A 24,660-nucleotide genomic window follows, 5' to 3' on the forward strand; every position below is an offset into this window, starting at 1 on the left:
GCCCCGGCGTCGGCCCAGGATGGGCCGGCGGGGAAGCGACGTCGGGGCCTCTCCGTGGCGTGACCGGCCCGGCCGGCCGGGCGCGTGGGACCCGGCGGACCGGACCCCCGGCCGGCCGGGCCGGAGTCGGGACGAACTTAACAGGCCCGCAATATTTTGCGTAAGTCCTTGCAGGGAGAAATCTCCAGCATTTCCAGGATGTGATCGGGATGTAATCGCGTGATGTCCAGGGGGTTGACCAGGGCGGGCCCTGCTCGTACGGTCTGCTGCGCACAGGCTTTTTGCATCCTTGCTGCAAGAACCTGCATAAGCCTTGAGGGCACGGCGCGTTGCCACGTGAGGCTGCTCCGCCATCCCCGCACTTCCCCCACCGCAGGAGGAAAGTCATGGCACGCAGACCCTTGTCTGGCGCGCTCGCCCTCACCATGGGCGCCGCAGTCCTCGCCCTCCCCGCCGGGCTCGGAGCCGCCGGAACGGCCCAGGCCGCGCCGCCCGGCACGAAGGACGTCACCGCCGTGATGTTCGAGTGGAAGTTCGCCTCCGTTGCCAAGGCCTGTACGGACAGCCTCGGCCCCGCCGGCTACGGCTTCGTCCAGGTCTCCCCGCCCCAGGAACACATCCAGGGCAGCCAGTGGTGGACCTCGTACCAGCCGGTCAGCTACAAGATCGCCGGGCGGCTCGGAGACCGTACGGCGTTCGCGAACATGGTGAACACCTGCCACTCCGCAGGCGTCAAGGTCATCGCCGACTCCGTCATCAACCACATGTCGGCCGGCTCCGGCACCGGAACCGGCGGCTCCTCGTACACCAAGTACGACTACCCGGGCGTCTACTCGGTCAGCGACATGAACGACTGCCAGGCGCAGATCAGCAACTACGGGGACCGGGGCAACGTCCAGAACTGCGAACTGGTCGGCCTCGCCGACCTCGACACGGGCGAGGACTACGTACGCGGCAAGATCGCCGGGTACCTGAACGACCTGCTCTCCCTGGGCGTCGACGGCTTCCGCGTCGACGCCGCCAAGCACATGCCGGCCGCCGACCTCGCGAACATCAAGTCCCGGCTGAGCAACACCGGCGTCTACTGGAAGCACGAGGCGATCTACGGAGCGGGCGAGGCCGTCTCGCCCTCCGAGTACCTCGGCAGCGGCGACGTCCAGGAGTTCCGCTACGGCCGCAGCCTCAAGCAGGTCTTCACCAACGAGAACCTCGCCAACCTGAAGAACTTCGGCGAGGGCTGGGGCTTCATGGAGTCGGGCAGATCGGCGGTCTTCGTCGACAACCACGACACCGAGCGCGGCGGCGACACCCTGAACTACAAGGACGGCGCGAGCTACACCCTGGCCAGCGTTTTCATGCTCGCCTACCCCTACGGCTCCCCGGACGTCCACTCCGGCTACGAGTGGTCGGACAAGGACGCCGGCCCGCCCAACGGCGGCCAGGTGAACGCCTGTTACAGCGACGGCTGGAAGTGCCAGCACGCCTGGCGCGAGATCTCCTCCATGGTCGGCTTCCGCAACACCGCCCGCGGGGAGGCCGTCTCCAACTGGTGGGACAACGGCGGCGACCAGATCGCCTTCGGCCGGGGCTCCAAGGCGTACGTCGCCATCAACCACGAGGGCTCGTCGCTGAGCCGTACGTTCCAGACGTCGCTGGCCGCCGGCGACTACTGCGACGTCCAGACGGGCAAGGGCGTCACGGTCAACGCCTCCGGCCAGTTCACCGCCACCCTCGCCGCCCACACCGCCCTGGCCCTGCACACCGCCGCCCGCACCTGCACCGGCGGCGGCACCACCCCCGACCCGGGCCCCGGCACCGGTGACTCCGGCGCCTCCTTCGGCGTCAACGCCACCACCCAGCTCGGCCAGAACATCTACGTCACCGGCAACCAGGCCGCGCTCGGCAACTGGGCCCCCGGCAGCGCGCTCAAGCTCGACCCCGCGGCCTACCCCGTCTGGAAGCTCGACGTCGCGCTGCCCGCGGGCACGTCCTTCCAGTACAAGTACCTGCGCAAGGACGCGAGCGGCAACGTCACCTGGGAGAGCGGCGCCAACCGCACCGCCACCGTGCCGGCCTCCGGCAAGGTCACGCTGACCGCCGACGTCTGGCGCAGCTGACCGCACACACCACCAGGGCCGGGGACGCGAGGGTGAGCGTCCCCGGCCCGCACCGCTCCACACCAGCCTGATCCCCGAAAGCCGAGGAGAACCCTCCCGTGTCCCGAACCACCCTCAGGCGGGGGGCCGTAGCCGCACTGTGCGCTGCGCTGCTGCCCGTCGTACCGGCGGCCACCGCGTCCGCCGCGCCCAGACCTCCGGCCCCGCCGTCGGACGCGGCCCTCGCCAAGGAGCCGGCCCGGCACGACCTGACCCGCGAGCAGTTCTACTTCGTGCTGCCGGACCGTTTCGCCAACGGTGACACCTCCAACGACCGGGGTGGTCTGACCGGCTCGCGTCTGGAGACCGGCTTCGACCCCGCGGACAAGGGCTTCTACCAGGGCGGGGACCTCAAGGGCCTCACCCAGCGGCTCGACTACATCAAGGGCCTCGGCACCACCGCGATCTGGCTCGCCCCGATCTTCAAGAACCGCCCCGTGCAGGGCACCGGAGACAACGCCTCGGCGGGCTACCACGGCTACTGGATCACCGACTTCACCCAGGTCGACCCGCACTTCGGCACCAACGCCGACCTCACGAAGCTGATCGACAAGGCCCACGGCAAGGGCATGAAGGTCTTCTTCGACGTCATCACCAACCACACCGCCGACACCGTCGACTACGCCGAGAAGAAGTACGGCTACAAGCCCAAGGGCGCGTTCCCCTACCTCGACGAGGACGGCCGCCCCTTCGACGACACCCAGGGCGTCGCGGAGGTGGACGAGGACTCCTTCCCGTACACCCCGCAGAACACGGGCAAGAAGGTCCCGGCCTGGCTCAACGACACCACGATGTACCACAACAGGGGCGACTCGACCTACGCGGGCGAGTCCACCGAGTACGGCGACTTCTCCGGACTCGACGACCTGTGGACCGAGCGCCCCGAGGTCGTCTCCGGCATGGAGAAGATCTACGAGAAGTGGGTCCGCGACTTCGACATCGACGGCTTCCGCATCGACACCGTCAAGCACGTCGATCTCGACTTCTGGACCCAGTGGGCGACCGCCCTCGACGGCTACGCGGCGAAGCGCGGCCGGGACGACTTCTTCATGTTCGGCGAGGTCTACTCCGCGGACACCGCGATCACCTCGCCCTACGTCACCCGCGGCAGGCTCGACGCCACGCTCGACTTCCCCTTCCAGGAAGCCGCCCGGCAGTACGCCTCCCAGGGTGCCCCGGCCTCGAAGCTCGCCGCGGTCTACGGTGACGACTACCGCTACACCACCGACAAGGCCAACGCCTACGAGCAGGTGACCTTCCTCGGCAACCACGACATGGGCCGGATCGGCACCTTCCTGAAGCAGGACAACCCGAAGGCCTCCGACGCCGAGCTCCTGGACCGGGCCCGCCTCGCCAACGAGCTGATGTTCCTCGGCCGGGGCAACCCGGTGATCTACTACGGCGACGAGCAGGGCTACACCGGAGCGGGCGGCGACAAGGACGCCCGCCAGACGCTCTTCGCCTCGAAGACCGCCGACTACCTCGACGACGACCAGATCGGCACCGACCGGACGCACGCCTCCGACGCGTACGACACCACGCACCCGGTCTACCGCTCCATAGCGGCCCTGTCGAAGCTCACCCGGGAGCACCCGGCCCTGCGCGACGGCACCCAGACCGAGCGCTACGCCAAGGACTCGGTCTACGCCTTCTCGCGCACGGACGCCGAGCGGCCCTACGAATACCTCGTCGCCACCAACAACGGTACCGAGGCGAGGACCGTCGAGCTGCCCACCGCCTCGGCCGGCATGAACTTCCGTACGCTGTACGGCGGTTCCGGCACCGTCCGCAGCGGTGCGGACAAGGCCGTCAAGGTCACCGTGCCCGCGCTGTCCAGCATCGTGCTCCGCGCCGACAAGCAGCTCGGCAGCCCCGCCGCCAAGCCCGCGCTCACCCTGAAGGCGCCGGCCGCCGGAGCCACCGGCACCGTCGAGATCAGCGCCGACGTGGACGGCGGCGACCTGAACCGCGTCGTGTTCGCCGCGCAGACCGGCGACGGGAAGTGGACCACCCTCGGCTCCGCCGACCACGCCCCGTACAAGGTCACCCAGCACCTGGACGAGTCGGTGAAGGCCGGCACGGCGCTGCGCTACAAGGCCGTCGTCGTCGACCGCGCCGGGCGCACCGCGAGCGCCCTCGCCTCCACCACCGCGGGCCAGGCCCCGCCCGCCCCGAAGCCCGTCGCGGTCGACCGCGACCAGGCCGTCGTCCACTACAAGCGCGCGGACGGCGACTACGAGGGCTGGCAGCTGAAGTCCGGCGACAGGACCGCCGACTTCATCGGCCGTGACGCCTACGGGGCCTTCGCCTGGATCGACCTCGACGAGGGTGCCTCCTCGGTCCCGTACACGGTCGAGAAGGACGGCACCGCCGACGGTCCCGAGCGCACCGTCGACCTCGCGAAGACCGGCCAGGTCTGGGTCGAGCAGGGCAAGGACGGGCAGGCCACCGAGGCGCCCGCGACCGCGCCGCAGGACACCTCCAAGGCCGTTCTGCACTACCATCGCGCCGACGGTGACTACGACGGCTGGGGTCTGCACACCTGGACGGGGGCGGCCTCGCCCACGGACTGGGCCAAGCCCCTGCAGCCGGTGAAGACCGACGCCTACGGCGTGACCTTCGAGGTCCCGCTCACCGACGGCGCCACCTCGCTCAGCTACATCCTCCACAAGGGCGACGAGAAGGACCTCCCCAGCGACCAGTCCCTCGACATCGCCTCGTACGGCCACGAGGTCTGGATGCTCGGCGGGAAGCCCGGCTACCTCCTGCCGCAGACCGGCGGCGCGCCCACCCTCGACCTCACCAAGGCCGAGGCCCAGTGGATCGACGCCCACACGGTCGTCTGGAAGGTCAAGGCGACCGACGCCACCAGCCAGCAGCTCGTCTACGCGAAGGGCGGCGGGATCTCCGTCGTCGACGGCGCCCTCTCCGACGAGGGGCAGTGGCTCCGCCTCGGCGCCACCGAACTCACCGACGCCCAGAGGGCGAAGTACCCGCACCTCAAGGACTACCCGGCGTTCACCGTCGACACCCGGGACCGCGATCGCGTCCGTGAGTCCCTGCGCGGCCAGCTGATCGCCACCCAGCGCGCCGCGAACGGCGCCCTGCTCGCCGCCACCGGCGTCCAGACCGCAGGTGTGCTGGACGAGCTGTACGGGAAAGCCGCGAGCGGCTCCGCCCTCGGCCCGGTCTTCCGAAAGGGCGGTGTGACGCTCTCCGTCTGGGCGCCCACCGCCCGGACCGTCTCCGTCGAGATCGGCGGGAAGAACGTCCCGATGCGGCGCGACGACCGCACCGGCGTCTGGTCGGTCACCGGCCCGAAGAGCTGGAACGGCGCGTCCTACCGCTACGCCGTCCAGGTCTGGGCGCCGACCGTCCAGAAGCTGGTCACCAACAAGGTCACCGACCCCTACTCCACCGCCCTCACCGCCGACTCCGCGCGCAGCCTCGTCGTCGACCTCGACGACCCGAAGCTCGCACCGAGCGGCTGGTCCGGCCTGAAGAAGCCCGCAGCCGTGCCGCTGCGGGACGCACAGATCCAGGAACTGCACGTCCGCGACTTCTCGATCACGGACACCACGTCGAAGCACCCCGGTGAGTACCTCGCCTTCACGGACACCAGGTCCGACGGCATGAAGCACCTCAAGGAGCTCGCGGACTCGGGCACCAGCTACGTGCACCTGCTGCCCGTCTTCGACATCGGGACCATCCCCGAGAAGAAGTCCGACCAGCAGGAGCCGGCCTGCGACCTGTCCGTCTACGCCCCGGACTCCGAGGAGCAGCAGGCCTGCGTCTCGAAGGCCGCCGCGAAGGACGCCTTCAACTGGGGCTACGACCCGCTGCACTACACCGTCCCCGAGGGCTCCTACGCCTCCGACCCCGACGGCACGAAGCGCACCACCGAGTTCCGTCAGATGGTCCAGGGACTGAACAACGCCGGGCTGCGGACCGTCATGGACGTCGTCTACAACCACACTGTCGCCTCCGGCCAGGACGACAAGTCCGTCCTCGACAAGATCGTCCCCGGCTACTACCAGCGGCTGCTTGAGGACGGCACCGTCGCCACCTCCACCTGCTGCGCCAACACGGCGCCCGAGAACACCATGATGGGCAAGCTCGTCGTGGACTCGGTCGTCACCTGGGCCAAGGAGTACAAGGTCGACGGCTTCCGCTTCGACCTCATGGGCCACCACCCCAAGGCCAACATCCTCGCGGTCCGCAAGGCCCTCGACGAGCTGACCGTCGCCAAGGACGGCGTCGACGGCAAGAAGATCATCCTGTACGGCGAGGGCTGGAACTTCGGCGAGATCGCCGACGACGCCCGCTTCGTCCAGGCCACCCAGAAGAACATGGCCGGCACCGGCATCGCCACCTTCTCCGACCGGGCCCGCGACGCCGTGCGCGGCGGCGGCCCCTTCGACGAGGACCCCGGCGTGCAGGGCTTCGCCTCCGGTCTCTACACCGACCCCAACACCTCGCCCGCCAACGGCACCGAGGCCGAACAGAAGGCCCGGCTGCTCCACTACCAGGACCTGATCAAGGTCGGCCTGACCGGCAACCTCGCCGACTACACGTTCACCGACACCCAGGGCCGTACGGTCAAGGGCTCGGCCGTCGACTACAACGGGGCGCCCGCCGGATACGCGGCGGCCCCCGGCGACGCCCTCGCCTACGCCGACGCCCACGACAACGAGACCCTCTACGACGCTCTCGCCTTCAAGCTCCCGGCGGACACCACGGCAGCCGAACGGGCCCGCATGCAGGTCCTGGGGATGGCGACCGCGGTGCTCTCGCAGGGCCCGGCGCTCTCCCAGGCCGGCACGGACCTGCTGCGCTCCAAGTCGCTGGACCGCAACTCCTACGACAGCGGTGACTGGTTCAACGCGCTGCACTGGGACTGCCGCAAGGGCAACGGCATCGGCCGGGGGCTGCCGCCCGCCGCCGACAACCAGCCCAAGTGGTCCTACGGCAAGCCGCTGCTGTCCTCCGCCGCGCTCACCCCCGGGTGCGCGGAGATCACGGGCGCGTCCGCCGCGTACCAGGACCTGCTCACGATCCGCACCACGGAGAAGGACTTCGGCCTCTCCACCACCGCCCAGGTGCAGGACGCCCTCTCCTTCCCGCTCTCCGGGAAGGACGAGACCCCCGGGGTGATCACCATGCGACTGGGTGACCTGGTCGTCGTCCTGAACGCCACTCCGCGGACGCAGAGCCAGGACGTCTCCGGCCTGGCCGGGAAGGCCTACGCCCTGCACCCCGTCCAGGCGGCGGGCGCGGACGCCACGGTCAAGAAGGCCGCGTACGACGGGAAGTCGGGCCGCTTCACCGTGCCGGGCCGCACGGTCGCCGTGTTCTCCGCACGCTGACGCACCACCCCACCGGCCGGTCCCGGCTCCCCGCCCTCGCACGGGGAGCCGGGACCGGCCGCGTCATGGCCCGCCACCCCGCCCGTGCCCGCGTGCTCCCTTGTGCCGGCGGCGCGATCACGCGAAGCTGGAGGCGTACACGTGCATGCACGCCGTACACGTATCCGTACGACACCCGCATCCAGGAGCGCTTGATGCCGCAGATCACCGTCGACTACTCCGCCGAGCTCGACGACAGCTTCGACCGCCGCGGCTTCGCCCTGGCCCTGCACCCGCTCGTCGCCGAGACGGTGTCCACCAAGGTTCCCGCGTGCAAGACCCGGTTCCGCAGGGCCGAGGACACCGTGGTCGGCGACGCCGCGACGGGGGACACCGTCGTGAACGTCTCGATCGCGATGCTGCCCGGCCGCACCCCCGAGATCAAGGCGCGGCTGACGGAAGCCGTCCTGGAGCTGCTGACCGGGTATCTGAAGCCGGTCGACGGCCTCGCCGTCCACGCCTCGGCCGAGATCCGGGACCTGGACGCGTCCTACCGGAAGGACTGAGGCAGCCGCTGCGGGGGGACGGCCGGAGCGGCGGGCGCCAGGACCGTGAGCCTGGCGAGCAGGTCACCGAACGGGCCGTCCGCCGGCTCCTGCGCGAAGACCCGCAGGATGATCCCGGCCATCTCCTGGTCGTACGCCGCGCTCACCGCCGCCAGCGCGGCGAAGTCGTGCACCAGCTGCAACTCCAGCTCCGCACGGGGGATGCGCTTCCCGTCGAGCCATTGCAGGGCCGTCGACTCGGCCAGCGACACCCAGGACCGCACGACGAGCTCCAGCCGTGCGGGCGGGTGCGGGACGCCGAGATGCGCGATGATCTGCTCGTACGCCGACTGCCGTACCCCGTCGATCAGGGCGTCGGCCGTGGAGGAACCGCCCGCCGGGCCGCCGCGCATCAGCGCGGCGAAACCCGGCCCGTGCTCCTCGACGAAATCGAAGAACCGGCGCATCACCCGGCTGAGCCTGGCCCCCAGGGGGCCTTCGTGAGCCTCCAGGAAGCGGCCGGCCAGCTCGTCGGCGGCACGCTTCAGCGCCGCCTCGTACAGACTGCGCTTGCCCGGGAAGTAGTGGTAGACGAGCGGACGCGAGATGCCGGCCGCCGCCGCGATCTCGTCGATGGACACGTCGTCGGGCGAGCGGTGGCTGAACAACTCCAGCGCGACGCCGATCAACTGTGCTCTGCGCTCCTCGACACCCATCCTGCGCCGCACCCCGGTCGTCATGCCGAACAGCCTAACGGGCCCTGCCCGACGTCCTGCCGCCCGCTCCCACCAGGCAGTTCACCGGACCCCCGGCCACGGCTCAGTGCAGGGCTCCGACCCGGCTGCCGTCCGCCAGCAGTCCGTCGAGCCGTGCCCGGTCGCCCTCCCCGGCGGGCAGGGCGAGCAGCCGCCCCCGGGCCCGCCCCCGCACGCCGCCCGTCGCGGTCACGGACGTGAACTGCCGCGAGCCCGCGGCCAGTACGTACCAACGGCCGCCGTCCGACCGCCACAGCACACCCGCCAGCACCCTCGGCCGGCGCGTACCGCAGTCGGGGGAGTCCTCGGCCCGGGCCGCGACCGCACCCGGCGCCCCGGCGCCGCCCGACACCTCGGGCGGCGCCTGGAACTGCGCCAGCACCCTGCTGCCCGTGCCCCGCCAGGTGTCCGCCCGGGTGCAGAGCCACCAGGCGTCCCCCGCGTCCTCGGGCAGCCGCTGCTTCGCGTACGGCCAGGAGTTGACCGAGCGGACGCCGTTGGACCGTACGGACGGAAGGAGGCAGGCGGTACGCGCCCAGCTCTCCCGCTCGGCGCGGCCCGACACGTCGTGGGTGGCGGCGGGCGCACCGGAGGTGAGACGGACCGGAGTCAGCTCCCCGAGATCGGTCATCAGCCGGGCCGCCGCGCCGTCCCGCACCTCCAGTGCCTGCCAGGAGCGGCAGCCCGCCCCGTCCTCGCGACGCGGCACCGGCGCGGAGACCGGGTCCGTCACCCCGGATCCGTCGCGGCGCAACGGCCGTGCGGGCCCGTCAGGTTCGAGCAGATCCCGTACGGCGGTCGCGCGCACCCAGGGCGCGGTCAGATAGCGCACCCGGCCGGCCCGGCGCTGCACCACCAGCGCGCTCGCCGTCACCGCGTCCGCGCCGTCCACCCGGGCGAAGTCGAGTGCGGCGCCCCGGGACGGATCGGCGTTGCGCGGCTCGGCGTAGCGCACGACACGCAGGCCGTCGTGGAACAGCACCACCGCGGCCTGCCCGACCTCGCCCGCGTACAGCAGCTGGGGCGGGCCCATGGGCGGGCCGTCGGGTGTCCCGGGGGTCGCTGAGGAGACCACCGCGGCACCCGGCCTGGCCCACGTCGCCAGGGCGCGGCCCAGCAGCCCGGTGTCCCCGGTGCGGTCGCCGCGGGTGGGCCAGACGGTGAAGTCCAGGCGGGCGGACCCCCGCCAGAGCTCCTCGGGCACCCGGCGTATCGCGGCCGGATCGAGCGCCTCCTCGGCGCTGGGGTGCCGGGAGTAGAGCGGCCCGGACGTGGGCCGTGGGCCGCCCAGACCGTCCCCCGGCAACAGCAGCAGGGAACCGCAGACCACCAGCGCGCCCAGCGAGGCCAGGAGCGTGCGCCCCCGCCGCCTGCGGCGCACCGGGTCGGCCGGCCGGACCTGGAGGGAGCACGGGTCGAACTCCGGCGAGGCCAGGAGGGCGGGGGGCGCCGTCAGCACGTCGGCCTCCAGGAGCGCCGCCCTGGGGTCGGCGACCCCCGCGGCGTCGAGCACCCGGCACACCTCGGCGTCGTCGAGCCCTTCGAGGCCCCGCAGCACGTGGGCGGCCCGGCAGGGCCCGGACACCCCGGCCAGCGCCTGTTCGAGGGCCAGGTCGTCCGCCCCGCAGGAGTGCGGGAACAGCCGCAGCCCCCACACCTGCGGCACCAGGGGAGGGAACTGCGCCCGCCGGGGCCTGGCGAGGCGGAGCAGCGGCAGCCCCGCCTCCAGTGCGAACCGCACCACCCGCAGCCGTACAAAGGCGTAGGCGTGCCCCGGCTCGGGCCCCCGGCTGCCGCCCAGGGCCCGTTGGGCGAGCCAGTGGGCCGTCAGCACCCGGCGGGTGCGGCCGAGCGAGGGGGCCAGCACCAGATACGCGATCCGGACCAGCCGGGCGTAGTGTTCGGCGGCCTCGGCGTCGGCCCGCTCCCCGGCGGCCTGCTGCGCGAACGGGCGGCCTGCGGACGGCGGTACTGCTCGCAGTGGGGGCATGTTCAGCAGAACGAGCGAATGGTGCGATGGTCACTCCGGCGTGTGCGCCCCGGGGCGGGTCAGGGTGTTTCCCGCGTTTCCCTACGCGCCCGGAGAACGCGGGGCACGATGGCCGGATGGTGGAGCAGCTGAACCGGCGACGAGGACGGGCCCACGGGGCCGCCGCGGCCGTACTGACGGGATGCGCCCTGCTCACCGCGTGCACGGGGGGAGCGGACGGCGACACGGGGACCACCGCGCCGCCGGCCGCGCGCGGCACGCTGGAGCAGCTCGCGGCCAAGGCGGACTGCGAACCGAACGTGCAGACCGACGCCGAGGAGATCCGGCAGGCCAACTGCACGACGAAGGACGGGCGTTACGTCCTCGCCACCTTCGCGACCGACCGGGGCCAGCGGGAGTGGATCAACGAGGCCAACGACTACGGCGGCTCGTACCTCGTCGGCCGGAAGTGGGTCGCGGTCGGTGACCCGGAGGTGGTCGCGGCGCTGCGCGGCCGGCTCGGGGGGACGGTGGAGACCGCCTCGCCTCACCACTCGGGGAACAGTGGCGGTGGGGGGAGCGAGGACGGGCACTCCGGTCACCACGGGAGCTGACCGCGCAGGTTCGGGGGGCGGACACGCCGCCGGGGCCGCCGGTTGTCAGCGGCACCTACGTCCGCCGTTGATGCAGCTCACCACCTTCTTCATCAGCCTGTCGTCGAAGACGTTGATGAAGTCACCGTGATCGGTGACCGGCTTGTGCAGCTGCTCCGGGAAGGAGTCGACGGCGAAGCCGGGGCCCGGGGGGATGTCGTACACGATGCGCTGCACCAGCTGCGGGACGGCCCTGAAACCGTTGGGGCACCGCCCGTCCTGCCGCGCGAAGGCCACGTGTGTGCGGTGGTTCGCGCTGTCGGTGTTCTGCCCGTCCCAGCAGCTCTGGAAGGCGAAGGAACGGACGACCTGACTGCCTTCCGGGCAGATCGGGTACTTGTCCTTGAGCTGTCTGTCCTCGAATCCGGTGCAGCTCCAGGAGGCGTTCGCGTTCGCGTCACCGTTGGTGAAGGCCTTGGCGTCCCCGGTGATGATCCGCAGGAAGCGCGGCATGGCCGTGACCTTGCCGGTGGGCGAGCCGACGAACTTCAGGGTGACCTGCGAAGGGGTCTGGATCTCCCCGGTGTTCTGGTCCCTGCCGCCGCCGTCCGCGTCCACGTCGGCCTCGTCCTCGCCGTTCTGCAGGCGCAGCACGGGCCAGTAGTAGGTGGACCTGTCGCCCTGGTTCCGGCACGTGGTCGCTCCGGCCGCCAGGTCGTCGTCGCTGGAGAAGGCGTCGGTGGCCTGGTTCCCCACGTAGTCGTGCATGTGGTGCGCGCCGTTGCTCACGCCGGGGGCGGCGATGACGTTGTCCGGGTTGAACTTCCCGTTCTCGTTACGTCCGCAGTCGGTGCTGAACGACCCCCGGGACGCGCCCCTGCGGTTGCGGGGGCGGTCGGCCGCGGGCTGCACCGATTCGATGTCCACGAAGTCGGCGGCCTCGGGCCCGTTGCCCTGCGCCTCGCCCTGGCCGGGGTCCTGCCCCTCCCCGCCCTGGTCCTGGCCCCCGTCCTGCCCCTGCTCCGGGACCTCACCGGCCTCCTGGCCGCCGTCCTGTCCGCCCGTGCCCGCTCCCTGCTCCGCGCCCTCCTCGTCGTCGGCCCGCATGCTGCACCCCGCGAGCCCGTCCAGGCCCCGGGGGCGTTCGCCCGAGGCCCGCTCGACCGCGATCCCGATCCGGTCCAGGCTGGCGGCCCGCTTGTCCTTCAGCGGGCCGAGCACGGCGTTCCCGGCGAGGGCCGGATCGCGGGCGATCTGCTCCCTGCGGTCCGCGAACTGCCGGTAGGCCTCGGTGATCTGCGTGTCCATGGCGGCCAGTTCGCGGTCGACCTCCGGCCGTGCTCCCTCCGGTATCCCGGGGAGGGCGATCCCCGCGTCGGGGCAGTCGATGGTGGACATCCGGCGGCCCGCGTCGCGGAACTCGCCGCGGGATGCGCCGGGCGTACCCTCGCCGGCGCTCGCGTGGACGTTGACGGCGACCAGCCCACCTCCCCCCAGAATCAGTGCGGCCGAGGCGACGATCGCCCGGTTGGCCAGAGTCGAACGTTTCCTGCGCGATGTGCGTCCCATGGAACTCCTCCGCTTCGAGTCCGCTTCGAGCGCTCCGAATCGGAAGCGTGACGTCCCATACGCACGGCGGGGCGGATCCGTTCAGGACGCCGGGGAATTCCCGGACCGGGGTACGCCGGTGGGGGGAACCGGAGAGGCCCGCTGCGACGGAGGCGGAGCCGCGCCGGACGGTGCCGGCCGGCGCGTTCCTGCGGGACGCGGAGCGCCCGGAACGCGCCGACCCGGGCCCGCCGGTCAGCCGTGGTCGAGATAGGCCAGGACGGCGAGCACGCGGCGGTTGTCGTCGTCCGACGGGGGCAGTCCGAGCTTGGTGAAGATGTTCGAGGTGTGCTTGGCCACCGCCCGCTCCGTGATCACCATCTGCGAGGCGATCGCCACGTTCGAACGGCCCTGCGCCATCAGCTCCATGACCTCCCGTTCGCGCGGTGTCAGCCCGCCCATCGGCTTGTCCGCCGAACGCCGCGACAGCAGCTGGGAGATGACCTGCGGATCCATCGCCGTACCGCCGGCGGCGACCCTGCGCACCGCGTCGACGAACTGGTCCGCGTCGAACACCCGGTCCTTCAGCAGATAGCCGATGCCGCCGTTGCCGTCGGCCAGCAGCTCGCGGGCGTACAACTGCTCCACGTGCTGGGAGAGGACGAGCACCGGCAGCCCCGGCCTGTTCCGGCGGGCGGTCAGGGCGCACTGAAGGCCCTCGTCCGTGTGCGACGGCGGGAGCCGGACGTCGACGACGGCGACGTCCGGCTTCAACTCGGCCAAGGCCTTGGTCAGTTCGGGTCCGGTCTCGACGGCTGCCGCGATCTCGAAGTCAAAGGCTTCGAGCATGCGCACGAGCCCGTCGCGGAGCAGGAAGAGATCTTCGGCTAGGACAACGCGCAAGGGATCTCCATGGTCACCATGGTGGGACCGCCCGCGGGGCTGCTGACGGCCAGGACGCCGTCGAATGTACCCAGTCGGCGTTCGATCCCGCTCAGCCCCGATCCGCTTCCGACCACCGCGCCGCCCTTGCCGTTGTCCGTGACGGAGATCCGCAGCATGCCCTCCGCGTGGTGCATGTCCACCCACAGACGGTCCGCGTCCGCGTGCTTCACGGCGTTGGCCAGCGTCTCGCTGACCGCGAAGTACGCCGCCGACTCCACCGGTGCGTCCGCGCGGCCCGGCAGCTCCACCGTCACCTCCGACGTGACCGGGAGCCGCAGGGCCAGCGCCCGCACGGCGTCCCCGAGTCCGCGTTCGGCGAGCACCGGCGGGTGGATGCCCCGGACGAGGTCCCGCAGCTCGGTGAGGGCCTCCGCGGACGACGTACGCGCCATCGCCAGCATCTTCTTCGCCTGCGCCGGGTCCTTCTCGATCAGCGCCTCGATGGTGCCGAGGTTCATGCCCATGGCCACCAGCCTGGCCTGCGCCCCGTCGTGCAGATCCCTCTCGATGCGCCGCAGTTCGGACGCCGCCGTGTCCACGGCCTCGTGCCGCGTCTCGGTCAGCCGGTCGATGCGCCGCGTGAGCTCCTCCGGGGTGGGCGCCAGCGCAGAGCGGGCCAGCACGAAGTGGAGGCGCAGCAGGCGCTCGCTCGACCACACCCCGACGTGGAAGATCAGGACGCCGAGCAGGGCCGCGGCCAGCGCCGTCAGCTGGCTGTCGACCGGCACGAACATGTACCAGTACGCGTCGTCCTCGAACACCCGCCACAGTCCGGCCGCCAGGACGAGGCCCTCCAGCGGGAAGAGGAGCAGCGCGAAGGAGAGGGCCAGCACCACGTACCCGGCGGTCATGTCGACCAGCAGCCACCGCAGGTCCCGCCAGGTCGCCGGGTCCTTCAGCAGGAGCACGGTGCGCTCGACCTGCCCCGTGAAGCCGGAGCGTACGTCCTTCGGGAACGTCCGGTCGGGCGCCGGGATGCTGATGTCCGACCAGGCCGACGCGAGCCTGCGGCGCCGGTCGGCGTGCCTGCGCACCAGGTCCATGATCCACGGTGTCGTGACCAGCCCCACGCCCAGCAGGACGAAGGCGATGGAGAGGATCGACAGGACGAACAGGACGGCGGAGCCCGCGAGGCTCGCGAAGGAGAGCGCGAACGCCCGCCCACCGGCCACCAGCGCGGCCCGCACCCGGTTCCTCGTCGGTCTCATCATGGCGTCTCCTCTCACCGGGCCCCCGTCGGATCCCGTCCGGGGTCCAGTCTGTCCTGTGCGCGGGGATCATCGGCAGCCGTTTCGCCACCCGACGGGGGTGTACCTGGCACCACCCCCCGGCCGTACGCACAGGCGGCGGCCCCGGGGACATCCCCGGGGCCGCCGCTCCGTCCGTCCCGTGCGATCAGGGCGTGTACTTGTAGCCCACGCGCCGCACGGTCTGGATCGACCGGCGGTGCTCGGCGCCCAGCTTGCGCCGCAGCCGGGCCACATGGACGTCGACGGTGCGCCCGTCGCCCACGTGCCCGTAGCCCCAGACCGTCGTCACCAGCTGGTCGCGGGTGTGCACCCGGTGCGGGTGTGCCACGAGGTGCGCCAGCAGCTCGAACTCGAGGTAGGTGAGATCGAGGGCGACGCCGTCCACGGAGGCGGTGCGCCGCGTGGAGTCGATCTGCACGGGACCGGTGGCAGGAGCGCCTGCGGCCGGTGCCCGGTGCTCCGCCACGGGTTCGGGAGCCAGGTGCCGGAGCTGGGCGGACGCCACCGCCCCGGCCAGCGCCGGCTGCTGGTCGGCGGGGACGAGGACCAGGTAGCCGACCATCGGGGGCCGGCCGGGGAGCGCCGGCAGGGTGTGCGGGGGAGCGGGCAGCCAGGTGGCACCCGGCGGCAGGAAGTCCGCCACGTCCGCGAGTTCGACGACCTCGTCACGGTCGACGGCACGCAGCCGGTGACGGCTGGATGTCAGGGTGGTGCGAGAGGTGGAGGTCGCAGCGGTCGCCGCGGTGGCGGCGGAGAAGGTACGGGTGTTCGCCATGAGGGTCAGCTCTTTCGCGCGAGGAGTCGTCGAGGACGTACGTCGTGCGCGCGGACCGAAGGCCGGGGTGAGGCGGCTTTAGAGGGCCTGCGCGTTCCACGCGCGGCAACACACCCGGTCGAAGTCATGGTGCTGACGGGAGGGCCAGAACGGCTCGAGGTCGCTGCGACCCGATGCGGTGTACTGGAAGCCTGCCATGCCCCCATTGAAGCAGAGTTCGGAGCCGGGCAGGAGGGGTCTCTCACCCGTCGATACGGACCGGGGCGTCAGCTGTCCCGCCCTCCGTCCGGTCGCGAGGGCCGCCCGGCCCCGGCGGCGGCCCGGAACGCCGAAGGGGCGCCCGTCGGCGGGCGCCCCTTCGGACCGGATGCGGTGCGGATCAGACCTGGTCGGCCTTCTCCAGCGCGGTGCAGCAGGTGTCGACGATCAGCCGCGTGACGACGTACGGGTCGACGTTGGCGTTCGGGCGACGGTCCTCGATGTAGCCCTTCTGGTCCTGCTCGACCTGCCACGGGATGCGGACCGAGGCGCCGCGGTTGGAGACGCCGTAGCTGTACTCGTTCCACGGGGCGGTCTCGTGCAGGCCGGTCAGGCGGTCGTCGATGCCGGCGCCGTAGTTCTTGACGTGGTCCATCGGCTTCGAGCCCTCACCGAGCGACTCGCACGCGGTGATGATGGCCTCGTAGCCCTCACGCATCGCCTTGGTGGAGAAGTTGGTGTGCGCGCCCGCGCCGTTCCAGTCGCCCTTGACCGGCTTCGGGTCCAGGGTCGCGGAGACGTTGAAGTCCTCGGCGGTGCGGTAGAGCAGCCAGCGGGCGATCCACAGCTGGTCGGAGACCTCCAGCGGGGCCAGCGGGCCCACCTGGAACTCCCACTGGCCGGGCATGACCTCGGCGTTGATGCCGGAGATGCCGAGGCCGGCCTTCAGGCAGTTGTCGAGGTGCTTCTCGACGATGTCACGGCCGAAGATCTCGTCCGCGCCGACACCGCAGTAGTAGCCGCCCTGCGCGGCCGGGAAGCCGCCCTCGGGGAAGCCCAGCGGGCGGTGGCCGTCGAAGAAGGTGTACTCCTGCTCGATGCCGAAGATCGGCTCCTGGCCCGCGAACTGCTCGGCGACCGGACGCAGCGAGGCACGGGTGTTGGACTCGTGCGGCGTCATGTCGATGTTGAAGACCTCGCACAGCACGAGTACGTCGTCGCCGCCGCGGATCGGGTCCGGACACGTGAAGACCGGCTTCAGGACCCGGTCGGACGCGTGACCCTCGGCCTGGTTGGTGCTCGAACCGTCGAAGCCCCAGATGGGCAGATCCGCCACGTCCTGCGAGGGGCTGCCCGACATGATCTTCGTCTTGGAGCGAAGCTTGGCGGTCGGCTCGGTGCCGTCGATCCAGATGTACTCAGCCTTGAAGGTCACGGACGCCATCCTTTGCGGGTGCTGCGGTCTATGGTGCGCAGCTTCGCAAGGCGCGATTTCCCGACCGTTGCCCGAATGTGAACCCCGTGTTACCGAGGTTTCCCGAAGGTGTCGAACGCCAGGCCCACGCTGGCCCGGCCCGTCTCAGACTGCGTCGGAATGGATACGGTCGCCCGTGCCCCGGCACACTGGCGTGCATGACCACACACGCCGCGACCGGCACACCGATGCGTATCGGCCTCGTCGGGGCGGGCCCCTGGGCGCGCCTGACCCACGCCCCGGCCCTCGCCGCCCACCCGGGCGTCCGGCTCGGTGGCGTCTGGGGCCGTCGCCCCGAAGCGGCCCGGGCCCTCGCCACGGCCCACGGCGCCGATGCGTACTCCGGGGACGCGGGCTTCGACGCGCTCCTGGCGGCGAGCGACGCGGTGGCCTTCGCCGTGCCGCCGGACGTCCAGGCGCCGCTGGCCGCGCGCGCCGCCGCCGCCGGACGCCACCTGCTCCTGGACAAGCCGGTCGCCACCACGGTGGCGGGGGCCCGCGAGGTCGCGGGGGCCGCCGAGCGGGCGGGGGTCGCCTCCGTGGTCTTCTGCACGCTCAGGTTCGCCCCCGGCACGGCGGGGTGGATCGGCGAACAGGCGGCGACGGGCGGCTGGTTCACCGCGCGGGCGCTGTGGATGGGCGCGCTGTTCGCCGACGGCGAGGGCAACGAGTTCGGCGCCTCGCCGTGGCGCAGGGAGAAGGGCGGTCTGTGGGACGTCGGGCCGCACGCCCTCTCGGTGCTGATCCCGGTCCTCGGTGACGTGACGGAGGTGGTCGCGGCCAAGGGCCCGGCCGACGCCACGCATCTGCTGCTGCGCCACACCTCCGGAGCGTCGAGCACGGTGACGCTCGCCCTGGACGCGCCGCAGGGGGCGGTGGGCACCGAGGTCGAGTTCCGCGGCGAGGGCGGGGTGGCCACCCTCCCGGCCGGCGGCGGCGACGCCCTCGGCGCGTTCCGGGTGGCCGTGGACGCGCTGTCCGAGGCGGCGCGTACGGGGGTCGCGCACCCCTGCGACGTACGGTTCGGTCTCCGGCTCACCGAGATCCTGGCTCAGGCGGAGGCGGAGGCGGAGGTGCGGACGCGGGCGTGACCGGGGCGGTGCGGAGCGGCCTGCCCCTGGGCCGGGCCCGAACGACCGGCTAGGGTGCCGCAGTCGGAGCCGGGTGAGCGGAGGGGCGGGGACGCGGTGTACCAGAGGTATCGGGACTACGGCGTCGACCCCCTGCCCGACTGGCTGGCCATGATCCTCGGCGTCATCGTCCTCCTGCTGGTGGCCACCGTCACGGCGCTCCTCCTGGTCGGCCGCCGGAGGAGGAAGAGCCCGGAGGAGAGGGCGCGGGCCGCCGCGGGCAAGGCGAGCCGGAGCCGTCAGGCCGACCTCCGCAAGCGGCGTCTCGCGTTGCAGGAGAAGGCGGGGCGGCGCGACCCCTGAGCGGACCGGGACGGCCTCCGGGCCTGCTCCCGTGGCCGACGTACACGCGCAGGGGACCCGGCGAAGGCACGGAGCGGACCCGCCGTACGTACGGAGTGGACCCGCCGCAGGGGCGGAGCGGGGCGCAGCGCGCAGCGCCGCACCGGGCCCCGTACACGCGCAGCGGACCCGCCGACGGCGCGACCTGGGACGGAAACGTTCGTCCCGCTGGCCGCCGACAGCACGGCTCACGGCTCATGACGCCGGGCGGTCGCCTCGACGGCCGCCCGGCTGCTCCCGCACGCCGGGACGGCGACGCACGCGGGCGCCCCCACCACTCGCCGCCGCACCTGGCCCCCGGCGCCGCCGGGATCAGCCGCCGCAGGGAGGAGTTCCTCAGCGCCCCAGTGCGTCCCTGACCGCCTCGTCCGTCCGCGCCACCACCGCCGAGCCGTCCTGCGCCGTGATGATCGGGCGCTGGATCAGCTTCGGGTGCTCCGTCAGCGCAGTGATCCACCGCTCACGCGCGCCGGCGTCCTTCGGCCAGTCCTTGAGCCCGAGCTCCTTCGCCTCCGCCTCCTGGGTCCGTGTGATGTCCCACGGCTCCAGGCCGAGACGGTCGAGCACGGCCCGGATCTCCTCCGGTGACGGCACGTCCTCCAGGTACCGGCGGACGGTGTATTCCGCGCCCTCGGCGTCGAGCAGACTCACCGCGCTGCGGCACTTGGAACAGGCGGGATTGATCCAGATCTCCATGGGGCCCAGGGTACGGGAGGGATCCTCGAAATGGCCTCTGGCCAGGGGCGATTGTCAGTGGTGGACCGTAGAATGGAGGGAGTTCGTGAGGGTTCCACCACCGCGCCAGGAGGTTGCCGATGGCCGTCGCCACAGTCACGACCGAGCCGCTCCACACACCCCTTCGGAAGAAGCCGCTCCCCGCGGGCAGGCCCCGCGAGTGGTACGTCTCGCACAACCGCCGCCTCAAGGCCATGCGCCTGGCCATCGCCCTGCTCGACACCGGCGTGTACCAGCCGTCGAGCGCCGACAACGCCCGCATCCGCGCGACGGCAGACCGCCTCGCCATCCACCGGCCGTCCGACACCACCTGCCGCATGGTCCGCGCACTCATCCGCTACGGCCGCTGACCGCCCCGCCCCGCGCCCCCGGACCTCGGGGGCGCGGGTGCTGTCCCCGGCGCGGCACGAACCGCCCCGGACAGCGGGGGAGTGCCTGCCGGTGCGCGACCGCCGTTCCCGCCGTGGGGGGGGGCGGATGGGAGACTGCACGCCATGTCCCTCGCCGACCTGACCCTCGCCCACTGGCGCGCCCTGGACCCGGCCGCGTGCACGCGGTACGCCGAGGAGGCCGCCCGCCGGGTGGACGGCCGGCTCGTCCGGCTGGAGGCCGTGCCGCACCGGGCGGAGGTCCACCACCGTGCGGTGATCGAACGGGCCGGTGAGCGGTACGCGTTGGTCCCCGGCGGCGAGGTCACCGTCGGCTTCGACGTGGAGGCCTGGCAGCCGCTCCCCGAGCAGCTCCTCTCCTACCGGGAGGAGAGTCTGGCCGGCGGCTTCGGCTTCGAGACCGAGCCGCGTGACTTCCTGGCGCGCGTGCTCACCCCGCGCCGCTCGGTCACCCTGCCCGCCGTGCTGATGGCGGTCGAGCCCGTCCGGCTCCCCGAAGTCCCCTCCCTGGTGCCCGCATTGTTCGCCGAGCGTGGTCTGCGGCTGCCGGACCCGGACGAGTGGGAACACGCCTGCGGCGCCGGTGCCGCCACCCTGTTCCGCTGGGGCGACGCGTGCCCGGCGGACGTCTCGCCGTACGGCGGGGGCAAGGGCCCGCACCTCCTGCCGAACGCCTTCGGGCTGCGTATCGCCTACGACGTCTACGACAGCGCTGAGATGACCTCGGACCCCGGTTTCGTATACGGCGGCGACGGGGGAGAGGCGGCCTGCGGAGGGTACGGCACCCTGCTCGAATGGCTGCCGCTGGCGACCGCCAACCGCAACGCCGGGACGGCCGAGTTCCTCGGCGGACCGGAGGGCGAGGACATGTTCGAGGACTTCAACGCGCGCCCCGTGATCGATCTCGGCTGACCGGGGGCGGATCGGCCGGCCCGTCCCGCCTCTGACCACGGCACACGCACGGCGGAAGTGTGACGTGTCACAGACAATGCGGCGGCGCTGTGGGAACTTCAACTCTGTTACTCATCAGTTGAGTTACCGACGTGCGCGTGGAGAGGGTCGAATGAGCACTCTGCAAGCCATCACGCTCGACCAGGTGGTCGACACGGACCGCTACCCCCTGTCGGACCCCTCGGGCCCCGAGGCCCGGGAGGTGGTGGCACAGGCCCGGCGCGAACTGGCCGAAGCCGGCTGCACGGTGCTGCCGGACTTCATCCGGCCCTCGCTCCACGACGTCCTGCGCGAGGAGTGCGCGGCCATCGCCCCGCAGGCGTACTTCGACGTGGAGACGGTCAACGTCTACAACATCGACGTGGACACCGAGCTGCCCGACGGTCACCCCGGCCGGCGCACCTTCGAGCGCGGGAACGCCTTCGTCGCCCGCGACCGCGTCCCCGCCGGGGCACTCATCAGCCGGCTGTACGGCCACGAGACCTTCCGCTGCTTCGTCGCCGACTGCTTCGGGCTGCCCCGCCTGTACGAGCTGGCCGACCCGCTCTCCGGGCTCGTCCTCAACGTCGTCCGGCCGGGCGCGGAACACCCCTGGCACTTCGACACCAACGAGTACACGGTCAGCATGCTCACCCAGGAGCCGGAGGAGGGCGGCTCCTTCGAGTACTGCCCCAACATCAGGTCCGCCGAGGACGAGCGCTTCGCCGACGTCCTGGACGTCCTGGACGGCCGCGGCGAACGGCTGACCCGCCGCCTGCCCCTGCGCCCCGGCGACCTGCAACTGTTCAAGGGCCGCTACTCGCTGCACCGGGTCAGCCCCGTCCTGGGCGGCCTCGCGCGCCACAGCGCGATCTTCGCCTACAGCGAGCGCCCGGGAGTCATCGGCAGCGTGGCACGGACCCGCCAGCTCTTCGGCCGCGTCCTGCCCGCACACCGGGCCGCGGAAGGCCGGGCCGTGCGGGGCGATCAACTCCTGGACTGACGCGCGCTCTTCGGCCCAGGCCCCGCCACCGTCACGCGATCCACCGAGGAGAAGCCCCTTGCGTTTCGACGCGTCCGGAAAAGTCTCGCTGGACCACATCTACACCGCGCCCGACCCGCGCACCTACTTCCAGGTCCTGCGCCCGCTCGGGTACTGCGTCCCGCAGCTGGCCAAGCCCTACTTCGCCAAGATGATCAAGGAATACCGGGAGACGGAGCGGGTGGCCGTACCCCGGGTGCTGGACATCGGCTGCTCCTACGGGATCAACGCCGCCCTGCTCAAGTACGACGCCACGATGGACGAGCTCTACGCCCGCTACGACGGCTCCGGACCCGCCACCCGCGCCGGGCTGCTCGCCCGTGACCAGGACTTCTCCCGCTCCCGCAGCCCCGCGCACAGCCTGCGCTTCACCGGCCTGGACGCCTCCACCAGCGCCCTCGCCTACGCGCGCGAGGCCGGATTCCTGGACGACACCGTCCACGCGGACCTGGAGGCGGACGACCCCACCCCCGCCCAGCGGGAGCGGCTCGCCGGAACGGATCTGGTGATCTCGACCGGCTGCGTCGGCTACGTCACCGAGCGCACCCTCACCCGGGTCGTCGGGGCCCAGGACGGCCGCCTCCCCTGGATGGCCCACTTCGTCCTGCGGATGTTCCCCTTCGGCGCGGTGGAGGACGCGCTCGCGGATCTGGGCTACCGGACGACCCGGGTGGACGAGGTCTTCAAGCAGCGGCGGTTCGCCGGCCCCCAGGAACGGACCCGTGTCCTCGACAGCATGGCGGAGGCCGGCGTGGACGCGAGCGGCCTGGAGGAGGACGGCTGGCTCTACGCTCAGCTCTACCTCTCCCGCCCCCAGCACCCGTAGCAGAAGCCACAGCCCCACCGACCCAGAAGAGAGAGCCGCATTGAACGTCAGTCAGGAAGCGTCAGCCGGTGCCACCTTCGCCCGTGAGGGGAGCCTGCCGCGCGTGCCGCTGCCCACACTGGAGGCGAGCTGCGAGAGGTTCCTCGCCTGGTGCGCCCCCCTGCTGACCGCCGAGGAACGGGCCGCGACCCAGGCCGAGGTCACCGCCTTCCTCCGGCCGGACGGTCCGGGCAGGAAACTGCACGCGGCGCTGGAGGAGTACGACGCGACGGACGGCGTGCACAGCTGGCTCGACACCTTCTGGCCGTACCGCTACCTCGGCCGCCGGGACCGGATCGCGCTCAACGCCAACTTCTTCTTCCTCTTCCGGGACACCGGCCTCGGGCAGCTCGAACGCGCCGCCGGGCTCGTCGCGGGAGCCCTGCACTACAAGCACCGGCTCGACGAGGGGCTCGTCGAGCCGGTGGAACAGCGCGGCGTCCCGCAGTCGATGGTGCAGAACGCGTATCTCTTCTCCACGACCCGCATCCCCGGCGTACCGCTGGACAGCGTGCGCGCCCCGTACAGCGAGCGGGAGCCCGGCCCCTCCAGGGCGCGGCACATCGTGGTTTTCCACCGGGGCACCATGTTCCGGCTGGACGTGCTCGGCCCCGACGGCGTGCCCCACAGCCTCGACGAGATCGAGTCCGGGCTGCGCGCCGTGACCAAGGCCGACGTCCACACGGCCGAAGAGGACCGGGCCGGCCACCTGACCACCATGGCGCGCGCGGAGTGGGCGGAGGCCCGGCAGTCGCTCCTCGCGCTCCACCCCACCAACGCCCGGACGCTGGAGGACATCGAGACCGCCCTCTTCTGCGTCTGCCTGGAGGACTTCGCACCCGAGGACACCCAGGCGGCCTGCGACGAGCTGCTCCACGGCGACCGGGGCAACCGCTGGTTCGACAAGGCCGTCTCCTTCGTCGTCTTCGCGGACGGCCGGGCCGGCATCAACGTCGAGCACTGCGAGCTGGACGGGACGACCGTCCTGAGCTTCACCGACGCCCTGCTCGGCACCACCCCGGACGAGCACTCCCGCCGGTCCGGAGCGCGCTCCCAGGGCGAGCCGGTGCCGCAGCCGCTGGCCTTCGAGCTGGACGAGCGGCTGCGGGCCCAGGTCCGCTCGGCGGCCGAGGCGTTCGCCGCGTACGGACACGACACCGCCACCCGCACCGTGTCCTTCGACGACTTCGGCAGCACCGCGGCGAAGGCCCTCGGGGTCTCCCCGGACGCCTTCGTCCAGGCCGCCTACCAACTCGCCCACCAGCGCGCCAAGGGCCACCTGGGCGCCACCTACGAGTCGATCGCCACCCGCCAGTACCGCCACGGCCGCACCGAGGCGATGCGCGTCGTCACCCCCGAGATGCCCGCCTTCGTCGCGGCGATGGACGACCCCGCCGCCGGCCGCGACGCACGCCGCGCCGCCTTCCGGGCCGCGGCCGGAGCCCATGTGGCGCGGGCGAAGGAATGCCAGGCGGGCGAGGCCCCCGAACAGCACCTCTGGGAGCTGGAGTTGATCCAGCGCCGCCGGGGCGAGGAACTGGGCGTGCACGAGCAGCCTGCCCTGTACCGCTCCCCGGGCTGGCTCGTCATGCGCGACGACTACCTCAGCACGAGCTCGGCGCCCTCCGAGAACATCCAGTACTTCGGCTTCGGCTCCACGAGCAGCCGCTGCATCGGCGTCGCCTACGTCCTGCTGCCTGACCGCTTCAACCTCTACCTGAGCACCCCGCTCGCCGTGGCCGGCCAGATGCACGGCTTCGCCGACCGCCTCCGGGAGGCGGTGGCAGAACTGCGCGCACTGCTGACGGACTGACGGACGGACGCCGGCACGCCGAAGGGCCGCCGCCCCGTGCGGGGACGGCGGCCCTTCGGCGTGCGTCTGAGCTCGTGACC

The 24,660-nt window shown here is 72.1% G+C and carries 20 protein-coding genes; 11 read left to right on the forward strand and 9 right to left on the reverse strand.

Annotated elements, in window-relative coordinates; genetic code table 11:
- Positions 1-386: 386 nt before the first annotated feature.
- The 3 genes from ACFY8O_RS10320 (at position 387) to ACFY8O_RS10330 (ending at position 8,067) form a co-directional block, all read left to right on the forward strand.
- A complete protein-coding gene (locus ACFY8O_RS10320) occupies positions 387-2,117 on the forward strand; it encodes a carbohydrate-binding module family 20 domain-containing protein (protein ID WP_387900513.1) in 1,731 nt (576 codons plus the stop codon).
- Positions 2,118-2,215: 98 nt separating this feature from the next.
- A complete protein-coding gene (pulA, locus tag ACFY8O_RS10325; RefSeq protein WP_387900514.1) occupies positions 2,216-7,522 on the forward strand; it encodes a pullulanase-type alpha-1,6-glucosidase in 5,307 nt (1,768 codons plus the stop codon).
- Positions 7,523-7,716: 194 nt separating this feature from the next.
- On the forward strand, positions 7,717-8,067 hold the full coding sequence (locus ACFY8O_RS10330) for a 5-carboxymethyl-2-hydroxymuconate Delta-isomerase (protein WP_145801945.1): 351 nt from the start codon (positions 7,717-7,719) through the stop codon (positions 8,065-8,067).
- On the opposite strand, the gene ACFY8O_RS10335 is transcribed toward ACFY8O_RS10330, so the two are convergent.
- Together ACFY8O_RS10335 and ACFY8O_RS10340 are read right to left on the reverse strand one after the other, a co-directional pair.
- Complete coding sequence (locus ACFY8O_RS10335) at positions 8,052-8,786, reverse strand: TetR/AcrR family transcriptional regulator (RefSeq protein ID WP_387900516.1); 735 nt, start codon at positions 8,784-8,786, stop codon at positions 8,052-8,054. The genes ACFY8O_RS10330 and ACFY8O_RS10335 overlap by 16 nt on opposite strands.
- Before the next feature lie 79 nt (positions 8,787-8,865).
- Positions 8,866-10,791 carry a hypothetical protein gene (locus ACFY8O_RS10340; RefSeq protein WP_387900518.1) on the reverse strand — a complete coding sequence of 642 codons (1,926 nt, stop codon included), beginning with the start codon at positions 10,789-10,791 and terminating at the stop codon, positions 8,866-8,868.
- Positions 10,792-10,907: 116 nt separating this feature from the next.
- Between ACFY8O_RS10340 and ACFY8O_RS10345 the strand changes: the two genes are divergently transcribed.
- A complete protein-coding gene (locus tag ACFY8O_RS10345; RefSeq protein ID WP_387900520.1) occupies positions 10,908-11,384 on the forward strand; it encodes a hypothetical protein in 477 nt (158 codons plus the stop codon).
- 45 nt (positions 11,385-11,429) lie between these two features.
- Here ACFY8O_RS10345 and ACFY8O_RS10350 read toward each other — a convergent pair whose 3' ends face one another.
- From ACFY8O_RS10350 to glnII, 6 genes are all read right to left on the reverse strand, one after another.
- A complete protein-coding gene (locus ACFY8O_RS10350; RefSeq protein WP_387900522.1) occupies positions 11,430-12,932 on the reverse strand; it encodes a DUF1996 domain-containing protein in 1,503 nt (500 codons plus the stop codon).
- A 234-nt stretch (positions 12,933-13,166) separates the two neighbouring features.
- Positions 13,167-13,814 (reverse strand): LuxR C-terminal-related transcriptional regulator, encoded by a 648-nt coding sequence (locus tag ACFY8O_RS10355; protein WP_145801953.1) that lies wholly within the window; start codon positions 13,812-13,814, stop codon positions 13,167-13,169.
- Complete coding sequence (locus tag ACFY8O_RS10360; protein WP_387900524.1) at positions 13,799-15,064, reverse strand: sensor histidine kinase; 1,266 nt, start codon at positions 15,062-15,064, stop codon at positions 13,799-13,801. The genes ACFY8O_RS10355 and ACFY8O_RS10360 overlap by 16 nt, the downstream gene beginning before the upstream one ends.
- A 187-nt stretch (positions 15,065-15,251) precedes the next feature.
- Positions 15,252-15,881: a winged helix-turn-helix domain-containing protein gene (locus ACFY8O_RS10365; protein WP_145801955.1), complete on the reverse strand. Its 630-nt coding sequence runs from the start codon at positions 15,879-15,881 to the stop codon at positions 15,252-15,254.
- A 78-nt stretch (positions 15,882-15,959) separates the two neighbouring features.
- On the reverse strand, positions 15,960-16,151 hold the full coding sequence (locus ACFY8O_RS10370) for a hypothetical protein (RefSeq protein ID WP_387901089.1): 192 nt from the start codon (positions 16,149-16,151) through the stop codon (positions 15,960-15,962).
- 109 nt (positions 16,152-16,260) lie between these two features.
- A complete protein-coding gene (gene glnII / locus ACFY8O_RS10375; RefSeq protein ID WP_145801957.1) occupies positions 16,261-17,295 on the reverse strand; it encodes a glutamine synthetase in 1,035 nt (344 codons plus the stop codon).
- Positions 17,296-17,492: 197 nt separating this feature from the next.
- Here glnII and ACFY8O_RS10380 point away from each other — a divergent pair, with 197 nt between their 5' ends.
- Complete coding sequence (locus ACFY8O_RS10380) at positions 17,493-18,425, forward strand: Gfo/Idh/MocA family protein (RefSeq protein WP_387900526.1); 933 nt, start codon at positions 17,493-17,495, stop codon at positions 18,423-18,425.
- 96 nt (positions 18,426-18,521) lie between these two features.
- Positions 18,522-18,767 (forward strand): hypothetical protein, encoded by a 246-nt coding sequence (locus ACFY8O_RS10385; RefSeq protein ID WP_387900528.1) that lies wholly within the window; start codon positions 18,522-18,524, stop codon positions 18,765-18,767.
- 375 nt (positions 18,768-19,142) lie between these two features.
- On the opposite strand, the gene ACFY8O_RS10390 is transcribed toward ACFY8O_RS10385, so the two are convergent.
- The gene (locus ACFY8O_RS10390; RefSeq protein WP_387900529.1) at positions 19,143-19,502 is read right to left on the reverse strand and encodes an arsenate reductase family protein; all 360 of its coding nucleotides are present in this window, start codon (positions 19,500-19,502) and stop codon (positions 19,143-19,145) included.
- Positions 19,503-19,621: 119 nt separating this feature from the next.
- Between ACFY8O_RS10390 and ACFY8O_RS10395 the strand changes: the two genes are divergently transcribed.
- From ACFY8O_RS10395 to ACFY8O_RS10415, 5 genes are all read left to right on the forward strand, one after another.
- Positions 19,622-19,891, forward strand: a complete 270-nt coding sequence (locus ACFY8O_RS10395) for a hypothetical protein (protein WP_145801965.1) — start codon at positions 19,622-19,624, stop codon at positions 19,889-19,891.
- A 144-nt stretch (positions 19,892-20,035) separates the two neighbouring features.
- A complete protein-coding gene (locus ACFY8O_RS10400) occupies positions 20,036-20,842 on the forward strand; it encodes a hypothetical protein (RefSeq protein WP_387900531.1) in 807 nt (268 codons plus the stop codon).
- A 151-nt stretch (positions 20,843-20,993) separates the two neighbouring features.
- Positions 20,994-21,863 carry a HalD/BesD family halogenase gene (locus ACFY8O_RS10405; protein ID WP_387900532.1) on the forward strand — a complete coding sequence of 290 codons (870 nt, stop codon included), beginning with the start codon at positions 20,994-20,996 and terminating at the stop codon, positions 21,861-21,863.
- Positions 21,864-21,921: 58 nt separating this feature from the next.
- Positions 21,922-22,728 (forward strand): class I SAM-dependent methyltransferase, encoded by an 807-nt coding sequence (locus tag ACFY8O_RS10410; RefSeq protein WP_387900534.1) that lies wholly within the window; start codon positions 21,922-21,924, stop codon positions 22,726-22,728.
- Positions 22,729-22,831: 103 nt separating this feature from the next.
- A complete protein-coding gene (locus ACFY8O_RS10415) occupies positions 22,832-24,580 on the forward strand; it encodes a choline/carnitine O-acyltransferase (RefSeq protein ID WP_387900536.1) in 1,749 nt (582 codons plus the stop codon).
- The last annotated feature ends 80 nt before the right edge of the window (positions 24,581-24,660 follow it).

This window comes from Streptomyces argenteolus (assembly GCF_042902585.1).
In the GTDB taxonomy this organism is placed as follows: Bacteria; Actinomycetota; Actinomycetes; order Streptomycetales; family Streptomycetaceae; genus Streptomyces; species Streptomyces argenteolus.